23 protein-coding genes and 1 pseudogene are annotated in these 26018 nt (G+C 60.5%); 11 read left to right on the top strand and 13 right to left on the bottom strand.

Annotation, left to right across the window (positions count from 1 at the left end):
* Window positions 1–96: 96 nt before the first annotated feature.
* The gene (locus BLO80_RS09635) at window positions 97–981 is read right to left on the bottom strand and encodes a LysR family transcriptional regulator (RefSeq protein ID WP_092327695.1); all 885 of its coding nucleotides are present in this window, start codon (window positions 979–981) and stop codon (window positions 97–99) included.
* Between the two features lie 114 nt (window positions 982–1095).
* Between BLO80_RS09635 and argC the strand changes: the two genes are divergently transcribed.
* Window positions 1096–2025 (top strand): N-acetyl-gamma-glutamyl-phosphate reductase, encoded by a 930-nt coding sequence (gene argC / locus BLO80_RS09640; protein ID WP_092327931.1) that lies wholly within the window; start codon window positions 1096–1098, stop codon window positions 2023–2025.
* 73 nt (window positions 2026–2098) lie between these two features.
* On the opposite strand, the gene BLO80_RS09645 is transcribed toward argC, so the two are convergent.
* From BLO80_RS09645 to BLO80_RS09660, 4 genes are all read right to left on the bottom strand, one after another.
* Window positions 2099–3118 carry an SMP-30/gluconolactonase/LRE family protein gene (locus tag BLO80_RS09645; protein ID WP_092327696.1) on the bottom strand — a complete coding sequence of 340 codons (1020 nt, stop codon included), beginning with the start codon at window positions 3116–3118 and terminating at the stop codon, window positions 2099–2101.
* A gap of 37 nt (window positions 3119–3155) precedes the next feature.
* Window positions 3156–4544 carry a tripartite tricarboxylate transporter permease gene (locus tag BLO80_RS09650; RefSeq protein ID WP_218189368.1) on the bottom strand — a complete coding sequence of 463 codons (1389 nt, stop codon included), beginning with the start codon at window positions 4542–4544 and terminating at the stop codon, window positions 3156–3158.
* Window positions 4541–5017, bottom strand: coding sequence for a hypothetical protein (locus BLO80_RS09655; RefSeq protein ID WP_256574177.1), 477 nt, complete (start codon window positions 5015–5017; stop codon window positions 4541–4543). The genes BLO80_RS09650 and BLO80_RS09655 overlap by 4 nt, the downstream gene beginning before the upstream one ends.
* A gap of 192 nt (window positions 5018–5209) precedes the next feature.
* Window positions 5210–6496 (bottom strand): hydroxymethylglutaryl-CoA reductase, degradative, encoded by a 1287-nt coding sequence (locus tag BLO80_RS09660; protein WP_092327697.1) that lies wholly within the window; start codon window positions 6494–6496, stop codon window positions 5210–5212.
* A gap of 134 nt (window positions 6497–6630) precedes the next feature.
* Between BLO80_RS09660 and BLO80_RS09665 the strand changes: the two genes are divergently transcribed.
* Entirely contained in the window at window positions 6631–8001 is a 1371-nt protein-coding gene (locus tag BLO80_RS09665; protein WP_092327699.1) for an aminotransferase-like domain-containing protein, read from the top strand.
* Window positions 8002–8173: 172 nt separating this feature from the next.
* The gene (locus BLO80_RS09670; protein WP_092327700.1) at window positions 8174–9520 is read left to right on the top strand and encodes an MFS transporter; all 1347 of its coding nucleotides are present in this window, start codon (window positions 8174–8176) and stop codon (window positions 9518–9520) included.
* A gap of 69 nt (window positions 9521–9589) precedes the next feature.
* Here the strand turns inward: BLO80_RS09670 and BLO80_RS09675 are convergent, their stop codons facing one another.
* The gene (locus tag BLO80_RS09675; protein WP_256574178.1) at window positions 9590–10495 is read right to left on the bottom strand and encodes a LysR family transcriptional regulator; all 906 of its coding nucleotides are present in this window, start codon (window positions 10493–10495) and stop codon (window positions 9590–9592) included.
* A gap of 93 nt (window positions 10496–10588) precedes the next feature.
* On the opposite strand from BLO80_RS09675, the gene BLO80_RS09680 reads away from it, so the two are divergent.
* Together BLO80_RS09680 and BLO80_RS09685 are read left to right on the top strand one after the other, a co-directional pair.
* Window positions 10589–11215: an RraA family protein gene (locus BLO80_RS09680; protein WP_218189369.1), complete on the top strand. Its 627-nt coding sequence runs from the start codon at window positions 10589–10591 to the stop codon at window positions 11213–11215.
* Between the two features lie 16 nt (window positions 11216–11231).
* Complete coding sequence (locus tag BLO80_RS09685) at window positions 11232–12101, top strand: NAD(P)-binding domain-containing protein (RefSeq protein ID WP_158264736.1); 870 nt, start codon at window positions 11232–11234, stop codon at window positions 12099–12101.
* Window positions 12102–12166: 65 nt separating this feature from the next.
* Here BLO80_RS09685 and BLO80_RS09690 read toward each other — a convergent pair whose 3' ends face one another.
* The 5 genes from BLO80_RS09690 to BLO80_RS09710 form a co-directional block, all read right to left on the bottom strand.
* Complete coding sequence (locus BLO80_RS09690) at window positions 12167–13933, bottom strand: S8/S53 family peptidase (protein WP_092327705.1); 1767 nt, start codon at window positions 13931–13933, stop codon at window positions 12167–12169.
* A 97-nt stretch (window positions 13934–14030) separates the two neighbouring features.
* Complete coding sequence (locus BLO80_RS09695; protein WP_092327707.1) at window positions 14031–14597, bottom strand: DUF6630 family protein; 567 nt, start codon at window positions 14595–14597, stop codon at window positions 14031–14033.
* A gap of 38 nt (window positions 14598–14635) precedes the next feature.
* Complete coding sequence (locus tag BLO80_RS09700; protein WP_092327708.1) at window positions 14636–14929, bottom strand: hypothetical protein; 294 nt, start codon at window positions 14927–14929, stop codon at window positions 14636–14638.
* A gap of 136 nt (window positions 14930–15065) precedes the next feature.
* Window positions 15066–15800 carry an arsenical resistance protein ArsH gene (gene arsH / locus BLO80_RS09705; RefSeq protein WP_092327710.1) on the bottom strand — a complete coding sequence of 245 codons (735 nt, stop codon included), beginning with the start codon at window positions 15798–15800 and terminating at the stop codon, window positions 15066–15068.
* Window positions 15801–16021: 221 nt separating this feature from the next.
* Entirely contained in the window at window positions 16022–16183 is a 162-nt protein-coding gene (locus BLO80_RS09710; protein ID WP_092165259.1) for a DUF2986 domain-containing protein, read from the bottom strand.
* Between the two features lie 91 nt (window positions 16184–16274).
* Between BLO80_RS09710 and BLO80_RS09715 the strand changes: the two are divergent.
* The 6 genes and pseudogenes from BLO80_RS09715 to treA all read left to right on the top strand — a co-directional run.
* A pseudogene (locus BLO80_RS09715) lies at window positions 16275–16421 on the top strand (LysR substrate-binding domain-containing protein); the annotation flags it as partial.
* Window positions 16422–16729: 308 nt separating this feature from the next.
* Window positions 16730–17212 carry a formate dehydrogenase subunit gamma gene (locus BLO80_RS09720; protein WP_092327711.1) on the top strand — a complete coding sequence of 161 codons (483 nt, stop codon included), beginning with the start codon at window positions 16730–16732 and terminating at the stop codon, window positions 17210–17212.
* Window positions 17206–18765, top strand: coding sequence for a formate dehydrogenase beta subunit (locus BLO80_RS09725; RefSeq protein ID WP_092327713.1), 1560 nt, complete (start codon window positions 17206–17208; stop codon window positions 18763–18765). The genes BLO80_RS09720 and BLO80_RS09725 overlap by 7 nt, the downstream gene beginning before the upstream one ends.
* Window positions 18762–21638 carry a formate dehydrogenase subunit alpha gene (fdhF, locus tag BLO80_RS09730; RefSeq protein ID WP_092327714.1) on the top strand — a complete coding sequence of 959 codons (2877 nt, stop codon included), beginning with the start codon at window positions 18762–18764 and terminating at the stop codon, window positions 21636–21638. Before BLO80_RS09725 ends, fdhF begins: the two co-directional genes overlap by 4 nt.
* The gene (locus BLO80_RS09735; protein ID WP_092327716.1) at window positions 21635–21856 is read left to right on the top strand and encodes a formate dehydrogenase subunit delta; all 222 of its coding nucleotides are present in this window, start codon (window positions 21635–21637) and stop codon (window positions 21854–21856) included. The genes fdhF and BLO80_RS09735 overlap by 4 nt, the downstream gene beginning before the upstream one ends.
* A gap of 182 nt (window positions 21857–22038) precedes the next feature.
* A complete protein-coding gene (treA, locus tag BLO80_RS09740) occupies window positions 22039–23634 on the top strand; it encodes an alpha,alpha-trehalase TreA (protein WP_092327934.1) in 1596 nt (531 codons plus the stop codon).
* Window positions 23635–23715: 81 nt separating this feature from the next.
* On the opposite strand, the gene BLO80_RS09745 is transcribed toward treA, so the two are convergent.
* Window positions 23716–24669 carry a sensor domain-containing diguanylate cyclase gene (locus BLO80_RS09745; protein WP_092327717.1) on the bottom strand — a complete coding sequence of 318 codons (954 nt, stop codon included), beginning with the start codon at window positions 24667–24669 and terminating at the stop codon, window positions 23716–23718.
* A gap of 3 nt (window positions 24670–24672) precedes the next feature.
* A complete protein-coding gene (locus tag BLO80_RS09750; protein WP_092327719.1) occupies window positions 24673–25683 on the bottom strand; it encodes a response regulator in 1011 nt (336 codons plus the stop codon).
* Window positions 25684–26018 lie beyond the last annotated feature (335 nt).

Raw genomic sequence — 26018 nt, forward strand, 5'->3', positions numbered from 1 at the left:
TTTGAGGGTTCTGTGGCGCTGTGGTCGAATTGAGCGCTCTCAGGGATTGGCACTCATCCGGCGCCGGATCGCCGTGCGCAGACGCATTCGAGGGCATTACTGCGCACTTAATTCCCACAACACATCCAGTACATGTTGCGTAGACCGCTCGATGTCCAGACTGCGGTGGGCGATACCCAGTTGACGCCACAACAAGGGCTTTAATGGCCGCATGACGATCCGGGCATCGGGCAATGGCGTGGAGGCCTCATGGGGCAACAACGTCGCACCATATCCCGCCGCCACCAGGCTTTTGATCGCATCGTTGTAGTTCAGTTGGATGCGCGGCACAGGCTGTCGGCCATCATTGGCGAACCACTCCGACGTCAAGCGCGAAAGGCGAGTGGCGGGGTCATTCAAAATCAACGGCTGAGCGGACAGCCAACCGGGTGTCACGGTATCCGGGCATTCCCAGCGAGCCGGCAAGAAGGCCATGACCGGGTCCCGTCGCCACGGCTCGATCCGCAGGCCCTTCACCGGCGACTGCGGCAGCGCGACCAGACCGATCTCCAAGGAGCCCTCGGCAAGCTTCTTCAAGGTTTCCTGGGAGGTGAGTACCGCGACCTGCACATCGATAGCGGGGTGGCGTTGGCTCAACGTTTCCAAAGCGTTTGGCAGCAACTGTGCGATGGCCCCGGTAGAGGCGCCTAGCCGCACACGTCCGGCCAATCCCTGTACCTGACGCTCCACGTCCTCGAGCGCCTGCTCCGCATCCGCCAACAGGCGCCGCGCGCGCTCCACCAGGGTATTTCCTATCGCTGAAGGCTGAACGCGCCCACGTGTGCGCGACAAGAGCTTGCCGCCCACCCGCGACTCCAGGTCGGCGATATGCAGGCTGACAGTGGGTGGCGCAAGGTGCAGCACGCGCGCGGCTTCGGCAAACGATCCCAGGTCGACAATCGCCACCAACGTACGCAGCCGGTCCAGGCTGATTTCCCGCATAAGTGAGCCCTTGTTCAGGAAAACTGAATTCCAGCGTTAATAAATTCAACTTTTCCTATCTTAGCGCCTTGCTGAACATTGGAACTCCTGATTTCAATGTTCGAGAGCATGGCCATGGCAAGTCCCCTTGTATTCATCGATGGCGACCAAGGCACCACCGGGCTGCAGATCCATCAACGTCTGCGCGACCGGAGCGATCTGCGGCTTATCACCCTCAGCGCCGAATATCGCAAGGATCCGCAACGCCGCGCTGAAATCATCAACGACTGCGACATCGCAATTCTTTGCTTGCCCGACCCGGCTGCGCGCGATGCGGTCGCGAGCATCAAAAACCCGGCTGTACGGGTGATCGATGCAAGTTCCGCGCACCGTACCCATCCAGACTGGGTCTACGGTTTCGCGCAGATGAACTCGCAGCAGGCCGGACGAATCGCCACGGCGCGGCGGGTCAGCAACCCCGGGTGCTATCCCACGGGCGCGATAGGGCTGCTACGTCCACTGCTGGAGGCTGGGCTACTGCCCACGGACTACCCGATGAATATTTACGCCGTGTCGGGCTATTCCGGAAAAGGGCGTGCCGGCGTAGAAGAATATGAGGGGGAGGGCGCATCGCAGGCGCCGGCGTTTCAGGTCTATGGGCTGGGGTTGGCACACAAGCATGTTCCGGAGATCCAGCAGCAAAGCGGGCTGACGGAACGGCCGATGTTTGTGCCGGCCTATGGCGCTTTTCGGCAGGGGATCGCGCTAACCATACCTGTGCAAACCCGCTTGTTGGCGCCTGGCGTGAGCGCGGTGCAGTTGCATGCGTGTCTGACCCAGCACTACGCCGATGCGCGCCATGTACACGTGATGTCGATGCAGGAAGCTAAAGAGTTGACGTTCCTCGATCCCCAAGCGCTGAACGGCACAGATGATTTGCGATTGTCGGTGTTCGAGAACGATGAGACCGGGCAGGTTTTGCTGGCCGCGGTGTTTGACAATCTTGGGAAGGGCGCCGCGGGCGCGGCGGTGCAGAATCTGGACCTGATGCTGGCAGGCGCATGACCGCGCCAATCAGTGAAGCCCTCGGTATCGAAAAACCGACACAGCTGCCGTGACGAAGTGCGTCGGGATTTCGCTATTGATGGGAGTACAGTTTCGCAGCATTGGCAAAGCCTTTGGCTCTGAAAATAGCGCTGCCTTCGCCGAGACTGCCGTCATTGCTCACGAGATAAACCTCATTGGTACCGGGCTTGAGCGCCATGCTCGTCGAGCGAAGAAAGTGGCCCTTTTCCCGTCCTGGAATCAAGATCTGGCCGATGGGCAAGCCGTTAGGATTGAGTACCAGCACGCGGCCTTGGCTGTACAGGGCCACGTACAGATTGCCATCTTGATCGACACGCATTGAGTCAGGTGATGGGCCGCTAAACCGGTAGACAACGGCTTCCCCGAAGGGCGCGATTGTCTTGGCATCTTTCAGTTCGATTCGGTGCAGCAGCCCCGTCGCGAACTCCGTGACCCAAAGGGTCTTGCCGTCGGGAGAGAGCGCAATGCCGTTGGCGATCGCGAGATTGGGCAGGATCGAGACGATTGTCTTGCCGCCAGCTGGGACGTAATAGACGCCGCCGGTGGGCTGAGTCGATGTGCCCTTGAAGTCGGTGAAGTAAAATCCCCCCGTGCTGTCGAAAACGAGGTCATCCACCAGATGGTTTTTGCTTGCCGGGATGATGACTTGCTTTCCCGAGCCGTCCGGTTTGTAGGCTGTCAGGTTGCCGGTATTTTTGAAATTACCCAGTCCTGCCACAAACAATCTGCCGTCTTTATGAATAGCCAGTCCCGCACTTCCCAGCGCGTTTTTCGGCACGACGACACTGAGTTTCTTTTCGGGATCGACCTTTAGAACCTGCCCCCCGAACACCTCGACAAACAGCAGATTGCCGGCCCTGTCGAACGATGGCCCTTCCAGTTGCAGGGGGCCGTCGGACACCTTCAGCCACAGATCGGCTGTCACCGTCGGCAACTCTTTTTCGGGTGACCCAATGGCCTGAAGTTGTTGGCCGTCCGCCGGGTAGTTCAGGGTGGGGATAGCATCCGCGTGGACTTGTAAGATGCCAGCGCTGAAGGCCAGGCACAGGGACGCCAAGAGGTTTTTGCGCATGTTGGTTACCTTCGTGTTGTTGTTATGTTGAAGTGGCTCATACGTTCAATAGGGCGACGATGGCGGGCACCGTCAGTACAGCGGTGTAGTACCCCATGAACTGCACGCCGATGTTGAAGCCAAGGAAGCGCGATAGAAAACCACCCAGCAGGCCGACGGTGACAATGACCAGTAAGCCGAGTGCTCCGCCCTCCCAGATGCCGATCACCAGGATCAGGCCGACAAATGTCGAGATCACCGCTTCGTGACTGATTTTGCGTGAGACGAAGGACGCTGCCCGGTGGGCGTAATTCATCGTGAAGGGATAGGCAATGAGGATCGCCACGATCACCGCCAGCATCCCATAACCCAGAAACTCCCACGTGCTGAGCAGGGTATGGAGGTTGTTGACCTGCCCGGTGGCGGTGTCAACGCTGAAGCGAGGCGGGGCGTTGAACAGCGGTGCGGCCGGCCCTGCGGCGACCGGACTCAACGGCAAGCCAAACGCGATCAACGGGATCAAGGCTTCAGCGATGTAGGTCGCTTCAGTGACACCGTTACGGGCCGTGATCACCGTTGTCAGCCGATGGTAGACATGCTTGACCCGTGACCCGACGAGTTCGCCCATGATCACGGTCATCGCCACGGGGCTGAAGACGAACGTTGCGCTGGAGATAATGGCCGTGATCGCAGTCCACAGGCTTTGTTTGCTGTCCAGCACCTTGAGCGGGTTGGGGAAAAAACCGCCCCAGCCTTTCACGTCCGCAGACAGCGAGAAGGTGCGCACTTGCTGGCGTCTCATCGTCTCCCGTTCAGCGGGGGCGAGCATTGAAAATAGCGCGGCAATCAGCGGGCCAATGGCGATACCGAGGAAATAGCTGACGCTCAGCTTGACGCCGTATTGTCCGGTGATGCTTTGCAGGCCGACGATGACCATCACGAAGGGGACAAGCGCGAGCACCGCCGCAAGCCGCCCCTTGGAAAACCATGCAATGGCGATCGCAGCGAGCAGGAAGACCCAGGGGGCGGCGCGTTTGATCGTGTCGCCAAAAGGCGCGAGCATCACGGCGAAGAGCACCGCCGTGGGCACTGCAATCAGCGCCGCGATCACAGCGCCTGAAATCATCTTGCGCAGGGCGACGTGGGGTACGCCCAGGTTGCGCAGGAAGTTGGCCTCGCGCATCAAGGGGGTTGCCAGGGTGTCGCCGGGGATGCCCAGTAATGCCGTGGGCACGGCGTGGGTCATGTGTTTGGCCACTGCCCCTGCGAGAAAGAACGTCAGGACACCGGGCGCAGGTACACCCAACAGCACCACGAGCAATGTGAGCGGGGCGAGGGTGGTGGTTTCATCGCTGCCCGAAATGAGGCCAATCCCGGCGAAGATCACTGCACCTAATATGCCCATCCCGAACGCAATGAGAATCTGCTCCAACAGGGGTGTCATCATGACCGGCCACCGTCGGCCCGGATCGGAGCGACCGGAGCTACCGTTACGTCTTTTTGAGCGTTAGCGGCACGCGTGAGGTTTGTCTCGTACTCTGCAAACACCTCATAAAGGTCCATTTCATGCAGTTCAGCGAGTGTTTCTGCGGGTAGATCCGACAGACTTCCAAGGTCTCCGAATTCGTCCTGCAATTCCGCCAAAACCTTTGCTCGCCACGCAGGATCTGCCTGGTGCTCTACCACATTGCGCTTGGGTTTGAAGAGCTTTGCACTGATGGCTCCCCCCACCAGGCAGCCGACGATGCCCACCAGCATGGCGTAGGCCTTGGCCATCTGGACATTGTCTACCCACCCCACGAGCAGGTGTTTGGCCAAGAAAAAAGCACTCAGGCTGACGGATGCGCCTATGGCAATGGCGTAAATCAGGTGACGGCCGTTTACGGTGTCACCCCATAATTCATAGAGATCGGATTTCAAGGATTTCTCCTACTGCCCTTGCGAGCTTTTATTGTTATGAACATCAAGGAACGTAGCGGAGTCAGGCCTCTCGTCGTCGTTTTGCCAAGAGCGCTCGCGCAACCCTGGACGCCGTTTCATGATCCAGATGAGCGTCAATGAACTCCCCGGCGTCAACCAGCAATCGAATGGGCAGTTCGAGATGGCTCTTCATCACTCGGCCCGTTTTTGCTTGAGAAGCTCCGCCGCTTTGTCGGAGCGAACGTCCCGTGCATCGACCATCTCTTTGACCAGCCAAGTCACTTCATCGCCTTTCGCGCCGGCTGACAGCGCAATATTGCGTGCATGCAACGCCATGTGGCCACGCTGGATGCCTTCCGTAGAGAGCGCTCGCAATGCGCCGAGGTTTTGGGCCAAGCCGACAGCGACCGCGATTTCGGCGAGTTCCTGAGCGGTTTTCACCCCCAGAATGCGCAAGGAGAGTTGCGCCAGTGGGTGGGTTTTCGTAGCGCCGCCGACCAGCCCGACAGGCATCGGCATTTCGAGAGTGCCCACCAGATTCCCTTCGCTGTCTTTTTCCCACGTTGTCAGCGAGCCGTAGTGCCCATCGCGGCAAGCGTAGGCGTGAGCCCCCGCTTCCACTGCGCGCCAGTCGTTACCTGTGGCGACGATCAGCGGGTCAATCCCATTCATGATGCCCTTGTTGTGGGTCGCGGCACGGTAGGGGTCGATGACGGCAAAGTTGTAGGCGTCGAGAATGCCTTCGATCACGTCCTCACCTTTATAAGCGGCAGTGGTGAGCAACGCTGGGGCGATGCGGACCTGGGCACGGGCCAGGCGCAAGTCGGCGAGGTTCGAGAGAATGCGCAGGCGTACCTTCCCGCCGGTGATTTCCTCCATCAACGGGGCGACCGCTTCCGCCATCGTGTTCACGGTATTGGCACCCATCGCGTCACGCACGTCCACGATCAAGTGAGCCACGAGCATGGGGCCTCTCGGGCTTTGGGCAAAGGTATGGACTTCGAGGTCCCGGCAACCGCCCCCTAGCTTATTGAGCAATTGATCCTTGCGATTTGCCAATTCAATGATGTCGTCCTTGCGACGCAGGAGGCTGAGGCGGGCATTGAAAGGGTCTTCAATGTCGACGATCTGGACTTGTGCGCGCATCAGCGGTTGCGAACTGGACGTCAGGAATCCACCCGCGTCACGGGCAAGCTTGGCCATGAAAGAGGCTGCGGCAACGACGGAAGGCTCTTCTACGACCAGTGGGACAATGACGTCTCGGCCATTGATCTGGAAATTGCTGGCGACGGCGTACGGTAATTCGAACTTGCCGATCACGTTCTCGATCATGCCATCGGCTATTTCGAGCGGGAGCGCGCCTTCCTCGCTAAGCAGGGCAACGTCAGCGGCCGGGAGGTCGAGCAGGTCTTGAAGGTGATTGAGGCGCTCGGCAGGCGTCAAGCTGCGAAAATTGGGAAGGCGAGAGTCGATGCTCATCTGGAAAATCCTGTCGCGGTTGTTGTTTTAAGTTGAAGTCACACTATTCCGCTCTGTGCCTATAAAGAAGGTACAGTTTGGACGGACAGTACCTAAGCTGTACCCTTGACGCTGGCCCCGGAAGGATTCTCGACATGAGCAGAATGACCCTGGCTCAGCAGCTCACCGCTTCGTTGGCAGCCCGGATCGACGACGGGACTTATCGTGTGGGCGACCGTTTGCCGTCACTTCGTGAATGCATGCGTTTGTTGGGACATTCAAAGAATACGGTCATCACGGCGTATGAAGCGCTGGCGTCTCAAGGCTTGGTTGAAGCCAGGCATGGGCAGGGCTTTTTCGTCAAACAAGGCACCAGCGGTCACTACGAACCTGAGGAACCACCGCCCTATGCCAGGGCGATGGATACCATCTGGCTAATGCGCCAGCAATTCGTCCGCGAGCCTGGGCATTCGCCCCTTGGGGAAGGATTCCCTCCCGTAGAGTGGTTAATGGACATGCGCCTGGACAAGTTCACCCGGCAAATCATGCGGATGGGGGTTACCACGTTGTTCAGGTACGGAAATCGCCTGGGCAATGCCAGCCTGCGCCAGCATCTGGTGCAAAAATTGGCGTCTTACGCCATTAGCGCGAATCCCCGGCAAATCGTCACGACTCACGGTGCGAATCATGGGCTGGACCTGATCATCCGACGCTTCCTTGCGTCCGGGGACACGGTACTTGTCGAGGATCCAGGCTATTACCCCTTGTTCGGCAAGCTGCAATTGCAGGGGGCTCGAATGCTGTCCGTGCCGCGCTTGCCCGATGGTCCGGATCTTGATGCCCTGGAAGCACACCTGCGCCTGCATAAACCGAAACTGTTTTTCCTGCAGTCCGTTGGCCATAACCCGACAGGGTCTGACATTTCGCCGGGTAAGGCGCATCGACTGGTTCAATTGGCACAGGAGCATGATTTCATTTTGGTGGACGATGACGCGTTGGCTGATTTCAAGCCCGCCGCAGCCATCAGAGTGTCGGCATTGGACCAACTGAAGCGTTCGCTGTACGTGGGGAGCTTTTCGAAATCCGTTTCCGCAGCCCTGAGAGTGGGGTTCATCGCGGGTAGCAAGGAGGTTATCGATGAGTTGGGTGACCTGAAAATGTTGCTGCACACCAGTTCTTCCGAGCTTTGCGAGCGAACGGTCGACGTGGTGTTAATGGAGGGGCATTTCCTGAGGCACTTGATTCGGCTTCAGGAACGGGTCAAATCGGCTACCGCCGCAGGGTTGGAAATGCTGGACGAGATGGGGGCCGAGGTGTTCTGTCGTCCTGAGCAAAGCCTGTATTTATGGGCCAGGTTTCCCCATTTCGACGATGCCAGGGAGTTGACCCGGCTGCTGTTGCCGAAGGGGTTCATGATCGCTCCCGGGCACATTTTTTCGCCTGAGCAATCACGTATCAATCCATGGACGAGACTCAATGTGGCGTATCTGAACGACCCTGTCTTCAAGTCCACGCTGCAACAATGAGACGTGGATAGCGGGGGGAGGCCTGCTGCGGTTCTGCTCATGCACGTGGGACCCATGGGATGGGATTAATCATTCTTTTTGGGCATGATTAGGGTTTCTTATTTATCGCTTTTTATCCCTTTGTGGAATGTCGACCATGACACCTCCAATAAGCATAAAAAAAGGAGGCCCCATGACTTCAATCGCCACCACTGACGCTGCCGCGCGAGCGGCACGCTCCAAATATCGTTGGGTTGTTCTCTCGGTCATCGTGGTTGTGTACATGCTGGCGGCTGCGGATCGCGCCAATATCGGTATTGCTCTGCCGTACATCCAGAAGGAGTTCGGCGCGAGTAACGCCCAGGCCGGCCTGCTCGTCAGTGCGTTCTTTCTGTTCTACTCCCTGGGGCAGATTCCCGCTGGCTTCCTGCTCAGTAAGGTCGGTGTTCGTTTGGTGGCGCCGGTGTCGATTGCGCTGACTTCGGTTGTCACCCTGCTCATCGGTACCGCCCATAGCTTCGGTGTGTTGAAAGTCTACCGCTCCGCTCTCGGCGTAGCCGAAGCGGCACTGCCTTTATCGATGCTCAGTACGATCAATCGTTGGTTTCCGCCGCGTGAGAAGGGGCTGGCAACGGGGGCGTTCCTGTCGGCTGCGAAAATGGGCGCAGTCCTGGCTCCGCCCATCGGTGCTGCGCTGATCATGCTCGATGGCTGGCGTACGATGTTTTTTGCCTTCGCCGTTCCCGGTTTGCTGCTCGCATTGATCTGGTGGTGGTTGGTGCCCAATGATCCTCGCGCCAGTCAGCGGGTCAACGAGGCAGAGGCGAGTCATATCGAGGATCAAAGCAGGAGCGACAATGAGCCAGGGCGCACACAGAAGAGCTTTGGAGCGCTGGACACGTTTCTGCGATACAAGCGCACCGCACCCCTGGCAACCTCGCGCTCGGTGTTTGCATCGTGGAACATCTGGGGATGCGGTCTGGGTTATCTGCTGATGACCGGCGTGGTCAACGTGCTGCTTGCCTGGTTGCCCAAGTACCTGGGTGAGGTGAAGCATTTCGAGCTGATGCAGATCGGCTTCGTGGCGTCGTTGCCTTTCGCTGGCGGCGTATTGGGCAACATAGTCGGCGGCTGGCTCTCCGATACGGTTCTGGATCGCCGTAGAAAACCGACCATGATGATCAGCGCCGTAGCCACCTGCCTGATGATGATCGCATTGGTCTACGCGCCGAATGATCTGCTCTCCGTCAGTCTGCTGCTGTTTGGTACGGGCTTCCTGTTGAACATCGGCTATTCGTCGTTCTCGGTCTACTCGATGGGCCTGACCACGCGGAGCACTTACCCGGTAGCGGCTTCGCTGGTAAACAGCGCCGGACAGGCAGGCGGGGCCATGGCCCCCCTGATCACCGGCATGCTGCTGGATAGCTACAGTTGGACAGCCGTTTTCGTCTTCCTCGGTGTATGTTCCTTGGCGGCGCTGGTTTTCGTGTTGTCCATTTACGAGCCTGCCGGACTCAGCGAGCAGAACACGACGAACTAGGTTCGCGACCCGTTGGCGATCCTGCTGATCTGGCAAACAAGGAGCATTGAAGCCATTCAGCGCTCCTCGTCAGCTTTGCAGTTGGCGGGAGAAGTCGCACAATTCTGTCGCCCGGGAAACCACCTCGGTGACGAAGGCCGAGGGCCGGTCATTTCGGTACATGGCCATATAGGGCACAGTCGGCAGCTCAGGGTCTGTCTTGATGATGACCAACTTCCCTTCGTCGACCAGTGGGCGAAAGCATTCAAGCGGCAGGTAGGTCACGCCTAGCCCGGCGGCAGTCAAACCAAGCATTGCAGTGAGGCTGTCGGAGGAAAGTGTCTTGGGAAGGTCGATGCCCAGTGCTCCCAGCCACTTGTTCACGAACAGTCCGGAGCCTGAACGCTTTCCCTGCACCAGTACCGGATATTTGGCGAGTTCGGCCAATGCCATGACCCCTGAATCTGCGATCAGACCGGGCGCAGCCATCCAGGCGTTCTCCACGATGGCCAACTGGACCGCCGTCACTTCCGGCGCTGTGAACGTGTCGGGAATGATGATGAGGTCCACTAGATCGTCCATGAGTTTCTCGTGAAGATTGCGGCTCATGTCTACTTCTGGCTCAACCGTCAGCCCTGGAAAGTCCTCCACCAGCCGCGCGATCAATCGGGGCAGCCAAGTGAGAGCGGTGAGTTCCGTTACGCCTAGTCTCAGGCGCCGGGTCATCACATGCGTGCCATCTTTCAATGAAGAGATCCGGTCGGCAAGGCTGAGCATTTCCCGGGCAATGACCAGTAGCTCCTCGCCGGTTGCAGTGAGCCGTGCGCCACGCTGCGTGCGATCGAAAAGTTGAAGACCGGTGGTCGATTCCAACTCCTGCACCCGTTTGGAAATGGCGGACTGGGTGGTATGCAGGTGTTCCGCCGCTCGCTCAAAGGTGCCCAGGCGTTCAATCCAGTGAAGCGCAGTGAGTTGCCGAAGCGTGATCACGTTCATTCCTTTAATGCATGTATGGTCATAGAATAATATCGCTTTTTCTATTTGGCAGCCTCTTTATCCTCGCAGCTATCAGACACCCGAGGAGTCCACATGAACGCTATCGCTCCATCGTCCGACATCAGCACCCTGTTGGCGGCCTATACCCGCACGTCCACTTCCATTATCAGCGACTGCCTGGACCGTTTACCCGGCGCGCTGCTTAAGCCATTCCATCGAATAGAGGGCACTATGGCGGGTATCGCGCTGACGGTGAGAGTCCCTTGCGGGGATAACCGTGCGATTCATCAAGCGCTGGAAATCCTCAGTCCCGGCCAGGTATTGGTGGTCGATGGCGGAGGCGATATCAGCCGGGCCTTGATGGGGGACATCATGGCGGCAATCGCCGAAAAGCGCGGTGCGGCCGGTGTCGTAGTGGACGGTGCCATTCGTGATCTGGCGACGATAGGGAAAGGAACATTCCCGATGTTCGCGCGAGCGGGATTCCATCGTGGCCCGTACAAGAACGGCCCTGGTGAAATCAACGTGCCGGTCAGCATCGCAGGCATGCTCGTTTCACCTGGCGATATCGTGGTGGGTGATCACGATGGCATCGTGGCGTTCCCGGCATCGGAGGCAGAAAGCCTGCTGCAACGGTGCTGGGCGACCGAGCAAAAAGAGGCAGAGATGTTGGCACAAATTGCTGCCGGCACTTACAAAGGCGCCTATGCGGCGCACTGAATCGGAAACCTCAACAATGAAAATCGGAATTATCGGAGCTGGCGAAGTCGGCCTCACCTATGCGCGGCCTTGGTCAAGCGCGGGACATGACATCGTTTTGTGTGATTTGAAGCCGTCCCCTCGTGCCCAGGCGTTCGCAACGCAATTGGGGCTGGATATTTCGACGTCCATCCCCGATGCAGTGCCCGAGTGCGATGTGGTGGTGTCGTGCGTCTTCGGAACGGTCTCCCTGTCGGTTGCCGAACAGGCGCTCGGCAGCATGCGCAAGAACGCGCTGTTCGTGGATATGACCACCGCCGATCCAGCCCAGATCAGAATCGCCGCCGCACACGCCTTGGCGTTGGGCATTGCCTATGTTGACGTCGCCATTCTTGGCGCTATTGCCCTGACCCACGAGAAAACCAATCTGCTCGGTGCGGGGGCGGGGCTGGACCGGGCGATTACGCTGTTCGCGTCCGCTGGAGCCCCACTCAAGGCCGTGGAAGACGGTGTCGCGGGGGACGCGGCGGCGCTGAAGATCCTGCGTAGCGTTTTCACCAAAGGGCTGGAAGCCCTGACGATCGAATGCTTCATGGCTGCTGAAAAACAAGGGGTGACTGGCAAGCTGCACGACGCCTTGAGCGACATTGATCAAGCGAGTCTGCCCGACTTTCTCGGTGCCCTGATCCGCACGCACGTTGTCCATGCTCCGCGCCGCCTGAAAGAGGTCGAAGAGGCCGAGCGTCAGTTGCGTGCCGCCAACATGCCTGTAGCGGTGCTTCCCGGTGTGAGAGACCTGTTTCAACGCACCGCCGGGCAGATCGAATCGAGCCCATCCGATGTCGCTGCCCCAACGGTGCAAGAGGCACTGGACTGGCTCTTTAAGGCGAATGGCATCAGCAGGTAACGGCTTGCAACTTTCCTTCGAACTCGGTGCGATCCATCCACCGACTGGCCCCATGACCCAGCGGTTCAGCGCACGCGGTCACGGCTTTGCGCGGCCAGGTCCAGGGCCTTTTGCATGTCCAGCCGCGCCGAGCGGCCGACGTCCTTGTCGTTGAGTTGGTAGCGACGCTCCGACGGCAGGATGGGGGCGGTGAGGTCTTCGGCGTCCATCTGTTCGAAGTCGTGGTTGTCGCCGATGGTCATGGCGCTGCGGCGTAGCAGCATGCGCAACTGCTCGGGTTGCAATTGCGGGTTGATGGACAGCATCGCCGCCAGCAGGCCCGCGACCATGGGGGTGGCGTAGGACGTGCCGCAATGCACCGCGCTGTCCTGGCCGGCGCTGGTCGTCGAGGCGTGGGCGCAAGCGGCGGCGGTGATGTCGACGCGCATGTCGATGTTCGAGGAGCTGCGCTTGACCGCATAGGCCGGGTCATCGACGGCGACGTCGGTGCGTTCGCTGCGCTGGTGCCCACCGACCACCAGCAATTGCTCGGTGATGAAGGAGGAGGGCAGGCGGTATTCATCACGACCCGAGAACGAGGAGCCATTGCCGGCGGAGTTCACCACGATCACGTCGGGGTGCGCCTTGCGCAGCCAGAGGAAAAACTCTTCCAGCAGTTCTTCGTAGCCGCCCATGGCCAGGCCTGAGCGCAGCAGCGAGTCGACGTCATCGCCTTTGATGTCTTTGGCGCCGACGCGATGGATGCCCCAACTCCAATTGAGCACGCGCACGCCATCTTCCACAAGGTTGACCGAGGCGGCGATGTTGGCGGTGATCCCGGCATCGGAATTACGTTCGACGATGACCTCGAAGCCACCGCTGGCCTTGTCCAGGCCACGGAGAAAGCCGGTGTTGCCGCTGTCGTCCCAGCGTGCGGCGAGGATGCCGGCGACAGTTGTGCCGTGGTTGTCCGGCCTGTCCGCATCACGGGCGTAGACGCAGGTGCGCGGTGGCGAGCAAGCGCCGAGGTAGTCCGCGAAATCCGTCGTGTCGAAATCCACATCGCGCTCGATCAGGCCGATGCGCACCGGTTGCGGCTGGATGGGCGGTTGTCGCCCGGGGATGCGTCGTTGGTAATAATTCACCGCGTCGAGAAAACGATTCGCGGCCCATTCGTCGGAGTCCAGGGCCGGTTTCTTCGGTTCTTCAGGCTGGGCAGGGGCCTGCTCGGTTTCTTCGGCCGAGGACTCCTCGGTGACCACGGCATCCACGCTGGTCTCGCTGCCCAAACGCAGGACCAAGGCGTCACGCTGCACCAGATCCTTGGCTGGCAGGCGAAGTTGATACAGGTTCAGCGGCGCGATGCTACCGACCACTTTCGCCCCATATTTCTGGGCCAGACGCTCGGCTTCCTGACGACCATCACGGTCTTCTTCGATCAGCACGCTGACCAGGTCGACGTAGGTGGTCAGGCCGTCCATGTTCTTCGCCACTTCGTCCGGTCCGGCGGCCAGCACATGACTGTTGCGCAAGGTCAGCCAGGCGGCATTGCTGGTGCGGGGGCCGTCTTCCAGCCAGAGCGGGCCACTCTGGTAATCGGCGCTGTCCAGGCGCAAGCGCAGGGTTTCCCCGTCACGCTGGACCGTGTCCACGGGTAGCGCCTTTGCGCCCAACTTGAGTTGTGGCGTTCCGTCGCCCAACCCGCGCGCTGTCAGGCACCAGTCCTGGTGCTGGCTTTCGAGCAGGTCGCCACAGCGTTTCAGGCTTTCCAGGCGCAGTGGTTCCGGCGCAGCGGTTGCGGTGCCGGCAGCCAGGGTGAACAAGGTCGCGAGGGCAGTGGGGCGTAGGAGCATGGGCCAGGTTTCTTTGTCGAGGGTCCTGTTGCTCCGACTGTCATGCTGTTCGCTTCGTTCAGCGGGAGAACGATGCTCGGCGAATACATCTTCTGGTTCAGAAGCGCTCGAGGTGCGCTTCAAGACCTGCCTGCCGCGCGAGTTCGATCATGGCTTCGACCTGGTCTGCCTCGGCGATGAACCCGATGTATTCGTCGCCACCGGAGTCCAGGTGCAGGTAGCGTTTATCGAACGCCGCCAGCCAGTGGTCGAAATTGGCCAGCGTCTCCAACATCGACAGCGTGCCCTCATGGCGGTAGGGGTAAGTTTCTTTCACTCCGCTGGCGCTGACCAGATAGGGCATCAGATATTCGAAACCATCAAAGCCTTTCCAGTCGACGCCTAGCAAAGCCAAGTGTTCGAGCTTCTGGCCCTTGTCTGCATCCAGCAGGCCTTCCACCAGGGCCGTGGCCGGCTCCTGGCCCGAGCCGTAAATGCGCAGCACACGCCTGACCAGCCGGGCGCGTTCGCCCTCTGGCATGCGGGCCAACAGGGCTTGAGCAAAGGCCTTGAGCCCGGAGCGATAGGGGTGCAACTCCCGCATGATCGCCGCGTCGCTGACAGTCGTTTCTTCCGGTGGCGGCAGGCTGAAGCGGCCGCCGAACAAGCGATCAAGAATGCCCATTTCCTTTCCTCAGGTTGTCCATTTTCCCCTGCCAACCGTTATGCGCATTCCACATGAACGCGATACCTGATATCCCGATCAAAATGGTCTTCCGGATTTTCGTAAGCCTCCAGTGTTTCCAAGAACCCCGTCCGCTCAAGACTGGTCAAATCCTCAAGGGTCCAATCGAAGGGGAAGTCGCTGGAAAAGCTTTCGCCCTGATATTCAACCCATTGAAAAACCGGGAAGGGCAGGTAACCGAGCCACTCTGATCGATAGGTGATCTCGTCGGATTCGCTACTCCTCACCACGGCGCGGATCTTGTGCTTGATGGCTGCTTGGCGTTCATCCATGGTGTTTCGATCCCTGACTCGGGGTTGGGCTGGAGGGTTTGGATGTAATAGCGCTCACCCATGCGTTGCTTGCGGTTCAAGGGCGTATTTTGCCTCGAAAAGCCAAACGCGGCACATCCTGATTCTGCCGCTGCGCCTAGATGGACCTCTGGTTAACGCGTTTGGACAGCGCTTCGGCACTTTCCTTGCGCTCGGAGTAGCGGTCGACCAAATAGGCTTCTCTGCCACGCACCAGCAAGGTGAACTTCATCAATTCCTCCATGACATCGACAACCCGGTCGTAATAGGACGACGGCTTCATGCGCCCGGCTTCGTCGAACTCAAGGAAGGCTTTGGGGACGGAGGATTGATTGGGGATCGTGACCATGCGCATCCAACGACCCAACACGCGAAGTTGGTTCACCGTATTGAAGGATTGCGAGCCGCCGCACACTTGCATCACCGCCAACGTCTTGCCCTGTGAGGGACGAACCGCGCCCAGGGCGAGCGGGATCCAGTCGATCTGTGCCTTGAACACCGCCGACATCGAACCATGGCGTTCTGGCGAGCACCATACCTGGCCTTCCGACCACACCACCAAGTCGCGCAGTTCCTGCACCTTGGGGTGATCGACGGGCGCATCGTCCGGCAGCGGCAGCCCGGAGGGGTCGAAGATTGCGGTTTCGGCGCCCATGAGCTCCAACAGGCGTGCCGCTTCGCGGGTCAGCAATTGACTGAAGGAGCGCTCGCGGGTTGAGCCGTACAGTAGAAGTATGCGCGGCTTGTGCTGTGGTTCTGCGCTCTGCGCGAGCTTTTCCGGCGTAGGTACATCGAAAAGTGACAGGTCCAGATTTGGAAGGTCATTTGGGGGTTCGCTGGAAAACTCAGTCATTGCACCTCTCCCGTCCGTTCGAAAACCTGATATATGGAAAAATACATATTCGTATTTCCATATATTTAGCGCAAGACGCAATGTGACTGACGGTCCGAAATTTCGCCGAGGGCAGATGATTTCGAGAGGAGGGGCGCCAGCCCGGCAGGACTGAAGCGCAAGCTTGAGATCAGCAGCCAGGCGCGGCGGTTTTGGCGTAGCGCTTCAAGGGGGGACGTGGATCAGCTTTGCGCAGGTGTGATGGGCGCATCACTGGCTTCAGCCGCCAGTTTCAGTCGGTCGGCTTTGCTGATGTATTGATTCTTGCTTTTGGGTGCCAGCTTGGCACTGGCCTTTTTGGCGTTAGCCTTCAATAACTGGTTTATTTTCTTGCGGCGATTCATGTCGTTCTGCTCAGCGTGTCAATGGCCGGATGGTATCAGCTTTCCGTTTTCTCAGGATTTTTCCTGATCACTGCCATGGGCTTCACGCAGCGCTCGCCAACTTCAAAAGGGGCGGCTGGTGCGCGTGCTGGAAGATTGGTGCCCGCCGTTTTCAGGCTACTATTTGTACTATCCCAGCCGGCGGCAACCTTCGCCTGCATTCACGCTGGTTGCCAATGCATTGCGCCAAGCCCATTAAGGCGCAGTGACGGTTCGAATAAGCGGATACGGCGTATGCCTATACTTGTTCAAGCACGCTGATTAACGGGGACGGCTTTCAAGGAGTCGCTTTCAGGACACGTTTCGTCGTCCATGTGCAATCGCCAACCCCCGGGAGTGGCAAGCTGTGAAGATGCCCCGGACCAAGTGCGCCAAAGACACCTGGCCGGAGAGCGAGAATGGCGATCGGATGTGCCACGCTACCGTGACGTGGGCCGGACGCCGCAGCCAAGACTCCGGACGGCTGCCGCCATGCGGCGGTGTCGTTCGAGATGCCGAGGTACGTTTATGCCTGATGAGACGCTTCACCTGCCTTTGATCCATAGCGTGCTTGCGCGCGAAAAGGACACCCCCGGTGCCTTGCTGCCTATTCTCCATGCCATCCAGGCAGGCTGCGGGTATGTCCCCGACAGCGCCATCCCGGAGATCGCCCACGCCCTGAACCTCAGCCTGGCTGAAGTGCGCGGGGTCATCAGTTTCTACCACGATTTCCGCACCACGCCGCCGGCGCGCCATACGCTTCGCCTGTGCCGGGCCGAGTCCTGCAAGAGCATGGGCGCCGAAGCCTTGGCTGCGCAGTTGCGCGAGCAATTGGCGCTGGACGATCACGGCACCAGCGCCGACGGCAGTATCAGCCTGCGGCCGGTCTATTGCCTGGGGGCCTGCGTCTGCTCGCCGGCCCTGGAACTGGACGGGGAGCTGCATGCCCGGATCACGCCCGAGCGTCTGCGTCAGTTGGTCAATGATTGCAGGGAGGAGGGCGCATGCTGACGCTCTGTATCCCCCGTGATTCGGTAGCCCGTGCCGTGGGCGCGGACAAGGTGGCCGATGCGCTGGTCCGTGAGGCTGAACGTCGCCAGCTGCCGCTGACGGTGTTGCGCACCAGTTCCCGTGGCCTCTACTGGCTGGAACCGTTGGTGGAGCTGGACAGCGCCGGCGTCCGGCTGGGCTTCGGCCCTGTCACGCCGGCCGATGTGCCGGGCCTGCTGGATGCCTTGGCAGGCGATCCCGGTAGCCATCCGCTGGCCCTGGGGCCGGTGGAGGAGATTCCCTATCTCAAGAGCCAGCAGCGCCTGCTGTTCGCGCGCGCCGGCATCACGCAACCGCTGTCTCTGGACGACTACCGTGCCCGGGGCGGCTTCCTGGGCCTGGCCCGGTCCATCCAGATGGACGGCGCGGATGTCGTCGCCAGCGTGCTGGACTCCGGCCTGCGTGGCCGGGGTGGCGCGGCGTTCCCGGCGGGCATCAAGTGGCGCACGGTGCGTGATGCCCAGGGGCCGCAGAAGTACGTGGTCTGCAACGCCGACGAAGGCGACTCCGGCACGTTCGCCGACCGTATGTTGATGGAAGGCGACCCCTTCCTGCTGATCGAAGGCATGATCATCGCCGGCATCGCCGTAGGCGCGACGATGGGCTATATCTACGTGCGCTCGGAGTACCCGGACGCCGTCAGTACCCTGAACGACGCGCTGCACATCGCCCGTGAGGCCGGTTACCTGGGTGCGAACGTCGGCGGCAGTGGTCGCTCGTTCGAGCTGGAAGTGCGGGTCGGTGCCGGCGCTTATATCTGCGGCGAGGAAACGGCGCTGCTGGAGTCCCTCGAGGGCAAGCGCGGCACGGTGCGCGCCAAGCCGCCGCTGCCGGCGCTGCAAGGCCTGTTCGGCTTGCCGACGCTGGTGCATAACGTGCTGACCTTGACCTCGGTGCCGATCATTCTGGAAAAGGGCGCGCAGTTCTATCGCGACTTCGGCATGGGCCGCTCCCTGGGCACGATGCCGTTCCAACTGGCCGGCAATGTCCGTCGCGGCGGCCTGGTGGAACGCGCCTTCGGCCTGAGCCTGCGAGAATTGGTGGAAGGTTACGGCGGCGGTACCGCCAGCGGACGCCCGCTGAAGGCCGCGCAAGTGGGCGGTCCGTTGGGTGCCTGGGTGCCGCCTTCGCAGTTCGATACGCCGCTGGACTACGAAGCGTTCGCCGCCATGGGTGCGATGCTCGGCCACGGTGGTGTGGTGGTCGCCGACGACAGCCTGGACATGGCTCAGATGGCCCGGTTCGCCTTGCAGTTCTGCGCCGAGGAATCCTGCGGCAAGTGCACGCCATGCCGGATCGGCTCCACCCGTGGGGTGGAAGTGGTGGATCGCCTGATCGCCAGCACTGAAGCCGGTGCCCGTCAGGAACAGGCCCTGTTGCTGCAGGACCTGTGCGACACCCTGCAATACGGTTCGCTCTGTGCCCTCGGTGGGATGACGTCCTACCCTGTCGCCAGCGCCCTCAAGCATTTCCCCGCCGACTTCGGTCTGGCGACCACGGAGGCCGACCAATGATTACCATCTTCGATCCCCGCACCGACATCGACCTGGGCACCCCGGCGCGTGAAAGCGACGTGCAGGTCAGCCTGACCATCGACGGGCGCGAAATCAGCGTCGCCTCCGGCACGTCGGTCATGCGTGCCGCGGCCTTGCTCGGCACCACCATCCCCAAGCTCTGCGCCACCGACAGCCTTGAAGCCTTCGGCTCCTGCCGCATGTGCCTGGTGGAAATCGACGGCATGCGCGGCTATCCCGCGTCCTGCACCACGCCGGTGACCGAGGGCATGGTGGTGCGCACGCAAACCTCCAAGCTCGCCACGCTGCGCCGCAACGTGATGGAGCTGTACATTTCCGACCACCCGCTGGACTGCCTGACCTGTTCGGCCAATGGCAACTGCGAATTGCAGACCGTGGCGGGGCAGGTGGGCCTGCGCGAAGTGCGCTATGGCTACGAAGGGGCCAACCACCTGGACGAGGCCAAGGACGTTTCCAACCCGTATTTCGACTACGACCCGAGCAAGTGCATCGTCTGCAGCCGCTGCGTGCGTGCCTGTGAGGAAATCCAGGGCACCTTCGCCCTGACCATCAGCGGGCGCGGCTTCGATTCCCGGGTGGAAGCGGCCGGGGGTGACAACTTCCTCGATTCCGAATGCGTGTCCTGCGGCGCCTGTGTGCAGGCGTGCCCGACGGCGACCTTGATCGACAAGAGCGTCGTGGAAATCGGCCAGCCGGAGCGCAGCGTCATCACCACGTGCGCCTACTGCGGCGTGGGCTGCTCGTTCCGCGCCGAGATGAAAGGCGAACAACTGGTGCGCATGGTCCCGGACAAGAACGGCCAGGCCAACCACGGCCATTCCTGCGTCAAGGGCCGCTTCGCCTGGGGCTACGCCACGCACCCGGATCGCATCACCAAGCCGATGATCCGCAAGCACATCAACGACCCGTGGCAGGAAGTCAGCTGGGACGAGGCGGTCACCTACGCCGCCAGCGAACTGCGGCGGATCCAGCTCAAGTACGGGCGCGACTCCATCGGCGGCATCACGTCCAGTCGCTGCACCAACGAAGAAACCTACCTGGTGCAGAAACTGGTGCGCACCGCATTCGGCAACAACAACGTCGACACCTGTGCCCGCGTCTGCCATTCGCCTACCGGTTACGGCCTCAAGCAGACCCTGGGCGAATCCGCCGGGACCCAGAGTTTCGACTCGGTGATGAAAGCCGACGTGATTCTGGTGATGGGCGCCAACCCCACCGACGCGCACCCGGTGTTCGGTTCTCAGCTCAAGCGCCGCCTGCGCCAGGGCGCGCGACTGATTGTCATCGACCCACGGCGCATCGATCTGGTGGATTCGCCCCACGCCCGCGCCGAACTGCATTTGCAACTGCGCCCCGGCACCAACGTGGCGATGCTCAACGCGCTGGCCCATGTCATTGCCACCGAAGGCTTGATCGACCAGCCCTTTGTCGAGGCCCGCTGCGAGGCGTCGGACTTCGCCCGCTGGCGCGATTTTGTCAGCCAGCCGGAAAACTCCCCCGAGGTCCTGGGCCCGGTTTGCGGTGTACCTGCCGAGCAGATCCGCGCCGCGGCACGGCTCTACGCCACCGGCGGTAACGCGGCCATCTACTACGGCCTCGGCGTCACCGAGCACAGCCAAGGCAGCACCTCGGTCATGGGCATCGCCAACCTGGCCATGGCGACCGGCAACATCGGTCGCGAAGGTGTCGGGGTGAACCCGCTGCGTGGGCAGAACAATGTCCAGGGTTCCTGCGACATGGGCTCGTTCCCCCACGAGTTGCCAGGCTATCGGCACATCTCCAACGAAGCGGTCCGTGCCGAGTTCGAGCAGGCCTGGAACATTACCTTGCAACCTGACCCGGGCCTGCGTATCCCGAACATGTTCGAAGCGGCCCTGGACGGCACCTTCAAGGCGCTTTATTGCCAAGGTGAAGACATCGCCCAGAGCGACCCCAACACCCAACATGTGACGGCCGCGCTGTCCGCGTTGGAATGCGTGATCGTCCAGGACATCTTCCTCAACGAGACCGCCAAGTTCGCCCACGTGTTCCTGCCGGGCAGCTCGTTCCTGGAGAAGGACGGCACCTTTACCAACGCCGAACGCCGTATCTCCCGCGTTCGCAAGGTGATGGACCCATTGGCCGGCAAGGCTGATTGGGAGGCCACCATCGCCCTGGCCGATGCCCTGGGCTACAAGATGCACTACAACCACCCTTCGGAAATCATGGATGAAATCGCCCGCCTGACGCCGACCTTCACCCGCGTCAGCTACGCCGAACTTGAGCGCCACGGCAGCCTGCAATGGCCTTGCAACGATGCCGCGCCGGACGGCACGCCGACCATGCACATCGAGCAGTTCGTGCGCGGCAAGGGCCGCTTCATGCTCACCGGCTACGTGCCCACCGAAGAGAAAGTCAATAACCGCTACCCGCTGCTGCTGACCACCGGCCGCATCCTCAGCCAGTACAACGTCGGCGCCCAGACCCGGCGCACCGAAAACGTCGCGTGGCACGAGGAGGATCGTCTGGAAATCCATCCGACCGATGCCGAGAACCGCGGGATCGTCGACGAAGATTGGGTCGGTATCGGCAGCCGTGCCGGGCAGACGGTACTGCGCGCCAGGGTGACCGAGCGGGTGGCACCGGGTGTGGTCTACACCACGTTCCACTTCCCGGAATCGGGCGCCAACGTGATCACCACCGACAACTCCGACTGGGCCACCAATTGCCCGGAATACAAGGTGACAGCGGTGGAGGTTGTGCGGGTCAGCCAACCTTCGGAATGGCAGAAGCGTTACCAGGCCTTCAGTGACGAACAAGGCCGCCTGCTGAGGGAGCGTCGCCATGCCGAAAAAGCCGAGGTGCGTCGATGAGTTCTGACAGCTTGATCAAGATGGCCAACCAGATCGGTCAGTATTTCGCCAGTGAGCCGGACCATGCGGTGGCGGTGCGTGGTGTGTACCAGCACATCAAGAACTTCTGGACGCCAACCATGTGTCGCGACTTGATGGCCTGGCAAACGAAACATCCTGACGCTGTCCTGCACCCGTTGGTGTTGGCGGCATTGATGGAGTTTGAAAAAGCGGCCTAGGAAAGTAATGCCTGTCAGTTGAGCCTCAAACCTGTGGGAGCAAAGCTTGCTCGCGATGGCGGCTTCCCACGTCAGGGCATTCTTCATCTGGGCGTCGCCCGACACTGCATCGTTGACTGAACCCAGGTCCATTCCTGCAGGTCACTCGTTCGTCAGGAACGAAAAACAGGATGGACCCTTTGATGCGACCGATCGACCTCACCAGCCTTTCCTTTGCCGCGCTGCTGTGCGTGGCCTGTTCGAGCCAACCGCCTGTCACATGGAGCTACGTCGACGCCCAGGGACGGGCCAATCTTCCCCCCGACCAGGCCTACCCCGAGCTCTTTGAAGCGGTGCAGCGTGGGCAGGTGTTCAGCGACCAGAAGCATTTCGTGGACGCACTGCCCAACCGTGATCCGGCGCAGATCCGCGCCGACTACCTGGCCCGACGTGACCGCGACGGCTTCGATATCGAGGCTTTCGTGAAAGACAACTTCATTGAATCTGGCCAAGCCGAAAGCCCGGCGCCCAAGCCCGGCGCTCCGATCCAGGAACACATCGACAGCCTCTGGCCGATACTGAGCCGATCCTACAGCCAGGTGCCGGCCTACAGCAGTTTGTTGCCCTTGCCGCAGCCCTATGTAGTACCTGGCGGACGCTTTCGCGAGATGTATTACTGGGATTCGTATTTCACCATGCTGGGTCTCGAGCAGAGTGGCAATAAGGCCCAGGTCCGCCAGATGACCGATAACTTTGCCTACATGATCGACACCTACGGCCACATTCCCAACGGTAATCGCACCTACTACCTGAGCCGGTCGCAGCCGCCATTCTTCGCCTACATGGTGGAATTGCAGGCGCGTATCGAAGGTGACCAGGCCTATGGGCGATACCTGCCACAGTTGCAGAAGGAGTATGCCTATTGGATGGCGGGTGCCCAGGCACTCAAGCCCGGTGCTGCAGATCGGCACGTGGTCAAACTCGCCGATGGCAGTGTGCTCAACCGCTATTGGGATGCCAGCCCGACGCCTCGACAGGAATCCTGGTTGCAAGATGTCCGCACCGCCGAGCAGGCGCCGGACCGGCCCAAGGAGGAAGTCTGGCGTGACCTGCGCGCTGGCGCCGAAAGTGGCTGGGACTTCAGTTCGCGCTGGTTGGACGATGGCCAGAACCTGGCGAGTATTCGCACCACGGCCATTGTGCCCGTGGACCTCAATAGCCTGATCTATCATCTGGAACAGACCATCGCCAAAGCCTGCGAGACGGTGCAGAACACCCTGTGCGTCCAGGCTTACGGCCGGCGCGCCGAATTGCGCCAGCGGGCCATCGAGCAGCACTTGTGGAATGCCGACAAAGGTTTCTACGTGGACTACGACTGGCAACGCCAGCAACAACGCCAGCCGCTCACGGCCGCGACGCTTTTCCCGTTGTACACGGGCCTGGCCAGCATCGAACATGCCAATCGCACCGCCGATGCGGTCCGTGATGGCCTGTTGCGTGCCGCCGGTATCGCCACCACCCAGGTCAACACTGGCCAGCAGTGGGACGAACCCAATGGCTGGGCACCGCTGCAATGGGTCGCGGTGGAAGGACTGGACCGCTACGGGCACACCGCGCTGGCGCAACAGATAGGCGATCGCTTCTTGCAGCAAGTCGAGAACCTCTACCGCAAGGAAAACAGGTTGGTGGAGAAATACGACCTGTCCGGACGGGGCGACGGCGGGGGAGGTGGCGAATATGAATTGCAGGACGGCTTCGGCTGGACGAATGGGGTGACGCTCAAGTTGCTGGGTAAATAGGGTAAAGCTGGCAAGTGGGTGCCAATGAACCCATGTGGTGGGCATCAACTCTCACCGTCATCCTGGAAAAAAGTGGGCACGTTAATCGTGTACTGTCACCCGATTGCGCCCGGTCTTCTTCGAGGTATACAGCGCCTGGTCGGCCCTGGCGATCAGCTCGGCGTGGTCGTTCGAGGGCTGGCTCAGGTCCGCCACTCCCAGGCTGACGGTGAAGCGGATAGTCTGGCCGTTGAACTGCACTTCCAGCGCTTCGATAGCCTTGCGCAGGCGCTCGGCGAAAATTTGTGCGCCGGCCTTGTCGGTGTCCGAGAGCACCACGCCGAACTCTTCACCGCCATAACGCCCGGCCACGTCGGACTCGCGCACATGCTCGTGCAGCAGCCTGGCGACGTGCTCGATGACCTTGTCGCCAGCCTGGTGACCGTAGGTGTCGTTGACCCTTTTGAAGTGATCGATATCGAGCATGACCAGGCTCAACGCATGGCCGTAGCGCTGGTGCCGGGCGTAGGCGGCTTTCAGGTTGCTCTCCCAATGACCACGGTTGTACAGCCCCGTCAGCCGATCGGTGCTGGAGAGTCGCTGCAGCTGTGTGTTGGCGGCCTGGAGCTGATGCCGGTTGGTGGCGACATCGGTGACGTCATAGATCACCAGGCAGATATGCTTGATGGTGTTGTCGGGCGAGCGCAGCGGCAACAGCGTGGTGTTCTGGTACATGAACGCTTCCTGGCCGGTGATCGGCTGGTAGCTCTTGAAATGCATCAAGTACGGCCGCTGCTCCCAGACGGTGAACGCTGGCGTGCCCAGGGTCGCGACGCTTTCTACCTTGCGGCTGAACCATTGGCGATCGATTTCAGGGAACAGGCTGAAAAAATCCTGGTTGTGCGCGTCCTTGGGCTGCACCCCGGAGCGGTTCTCCATGAAGGTGTTCCAGACTTGCACGCGGTACTCGCGGTCGAGCACCACCACGCCGACGTCGATGCTCTGAACGATGGCCAGCAACCAGTGGAATTCGTTCAGATCGATGGATTCGCTCATGGCTCAGTTCATCAGGTAGGCGAGTTTGTGGGTCAACCGTTCGATGGAGTCCTCTGTGAACAACAGCAACAGGTCGAAACGAATATCGTGCCCTTCCAGGCTGTAGCTGATTTCCACCGCCAGGGTCTTTTTCCAGTGTTTGCTGTTGTCCCGGATCAGTTCCTCGATGGCTGCGTGCTGGCCGAGAATCTGCGGGTGGCCTTGGGAAAACACCACGTCGATCTGTTCGGCAATGCTGCTCAGGCAGGCACCGATCAGGACGCTGGAAAGGTCCAGCAACATTTCCAGGTCCGAATAGTCGGCGCTCTGGCGCTGCATCAATTGCGCAATGTCGGCGACTTCCGAGTCATGGAAGATCAACAGGGCTTCGCCAGCGATGCCACTGCCGATAAACCCCTGGCAAATCGCGGTGAGTTGCTGGGAGCTGCCGACGTCGGTCAAGGCCATGTGCAACTCCCCGACCTCGAGGAGGTTCACGTTCGGCACCGGCAATTGCACGAAGACCCCCAGCACCTTGGCGATCAGGGCCGCCGCCCGGCCAATGGCCACGTTGACCGTCTCGCGGAACGCATCGTGGAAACTGATGGCCGTGTTCGTGGCCGAACGATTCTGCAACGGCACCTGGCTGCCCTGGGCCAATAGCCCCAGCCGCGCCAGCGTCTGGCGCAAGTCGTTTTCATCGAACGGTTTTTTCAGGAACGCCAGCGCGCCCAGTTCATGCACGCGGCGCACCGCCTCATCCTGGACGTCACCGGAAATCACGATGACCTGCGCTTTCAAGCCTTCGTCACGCAAGGCGCTCAACACTTGGTAGCCATCCATTTCCGGCATGGTCAGGTCGAGCAACACCACATGGCCCAGGCCCTGGCGTATGGCGTCCATGGCCTGGCGCCCATTGCTCGCCTCGGTGACCGAAACCGGCCAGTCTGTCGGCAGTGCACGCAACACCTGCTTGCGCGCCATATTGGAGTCGTCACACACCACCAGGGGAATCAACGACACAGGAATGACCATGGGTGATCATTGGCAGGGAAGGAGGGGCTACTGACATCATTCATAGGCTTGCAAAGACCCTTTGATTAACGAACCGGGTTTATCAAGCTGAGCGTCCTGCACGAAAACTGCGGACACGGTTGCATTAGAAACTGGACCAATAAGTCAAGGGCGTCAACTGCACTTCGTCATTCATACCCCACGCAAAGCCGCGGTCGGCGTGCGATTGGCCGTGGCGGGAACGGTTTGTGGTCTATAGTTTTCAGCAGGTCCGGAATCTTTCCGTGCCGGCGATCAGGGACTGCGGACGCCTCGCGCCGTGGCTGCATCGGATACCGCAGGCTGTCAGCAGTGAA

Origin of the sequence: Pseudomonas sp. NFACC56-3, assembly GCF_900100025.1 — a bacterium.
GTDB lineage: Bacteria > Pseudomonadota > Gammaproteobacteria > Pseudomonadales > Pseudomonadaceae > Aquipseudomonas > Aquipseudomonas fluorescens_AA.

Coding starts and splice junctions, on each gene's coding strand:
- BLO80_RS09675 (WP_256574178.1), bottom strand. CDS start 10,495: ATGAACGTGATCACGCTTCGGCAACTCACTGCGCTTCACTGGATTGAA.
- BLO80_RS09635 (WP_092327695.1), bottom strand. CDS start 981: ATGCGGGAAATCAGCCTGGACCGGCTGCGTACGTTGGTGGCGATTGTC.
- BLO80_RS09750 (WP_092327719.1), bottom strand. CDS start 25,683: ATGGTCATTCCTGTGTCGTTGATTCCCCTGGTGGTGTGTGACGACTCC.
- argC (WP_092327931.1), top strand. CDS start 1,096: ATGGCAAGTCCCCTTGTATTCATCGATGGCGACCAAGGCACCACCGGG.
- BLO80_RS09725 (WP_092327713.1), top strand. CDS start 17,206: ATGCTGACGCTCTGTATCCCCCGTGATTCGGTAGCCCGTGCCGTGGGC.
- BLO80_RS09745 (WP_092327717.1), bottom strand. CDS start 24,669: ATGAGCGAATCCATCGATCTGAACGAATTCCACTGGTTGCTGGCCATC.
- BLO80_RS09690 (WP_092327705.1), bottom strand. CDS start 13,933: ATGCTCCTACGCCCCACTGCCCTCGCGACCTTGTTCACCCTGGCTGCC.
- BLO80_RS09680 (WP_218189369.1), top strand. CDS start 10,589: ATGAACGCTATCGCTCCATCGTCCGACATCAGCACCCTGTTGGCGGCC.
- BLO80_RS09700 (WP_092327708.1), bottom strand. CDS start 14,929: ATGGATGAACGCCAAGCAGCCATCAAGCACAAGATCCGCGCCGTGGTG.
- BLO80_RS09710 (WP_092165259.1), bottom strand. CDS start 16,183: ATGAATCGCCGCAAGAAAATAAACCAGTTATTGAAGGCTAACGCCAAA.
- BLO80_RS09670 (WP_092327700.1), top strand. CDS start 8,174: ATGACTTCAATCGCCACCACTGACGCTGCCGCGCGAGCGGCACGCTCC.
- BLO80_RS09645 (WP_092327696.1), bottom strand. CDS start 3,118: ATGCGCAAAAACCTCTTGGCGTCCCTGTGCCTGGCCTTCAGCGCTGGC.
- BLO80_RS09665 (WP_092327699.1), top strand. CDS start 6,631: ATGAGCAGAATGACCCTGGCTCAGCAGCTCACCGCTTCGTTGGCAGCC.
- fdhF (WP_092327714.1), top strand. CDS start 18,762: ATGATTACCATCTTCGATCCCCGCACCGACATCGACCTGGGCACCCCG.
- arsH (WP_092327710.1), bottom strand. CDS start 15,800: ATGACTGAGTTTTCCAGCGAACCCCCAAATGACCTTCCAAATCTGGAC.
- BLO80_RS09695 (WP_092327707.1), bottom strand. CDS start 14,597: ATGGGCATTCTTGATCGCTTGTTCGGCGGCCGCTTCAGCCTGCCGCCA.
- BLO80_RS09650 (WP_218189368.1), bottom strand. CDS start 4,544: ATGATGACACCCCTGTTGGAGCAGATTCTCATTGCGTTCGGGATGGGC.
- BLO80_RS09660 (WP_092327697.1), bottom strand. CDS start 6,496: ATGAGCATCGACTCTCGCCTTCCCAATTTTCGCAGCTTGACGCCTGCC.
- BLO80_RS09735 (WP_092327716.1), top strand. CDS start 21,635: ATGAGTTCTGACAGCTTGATCAAGATGGCCAACCAGATCGGTCAGTAT.
- treA (WP_092327934.1), top strand. CDS start 22,039: ATGCGACCGATCGACCTCACCAGCCTTTCCTTTGCCGCGCTGCTGTGC.
- BLO80_RS09685 (WP_158264736.1), top strand. CDS start 11,232: ATGAAAATCGGAATTATCGGAGCTGGCGAAGTCGGCCTCACCTATGCG.
- BLO80_RS09720 (WP_092327711.1), top strand. CDS start 16,730: ATGCCTGATGAGACGCTTCACCTGCCTTTGATCCATAGCGTGCTTGCG.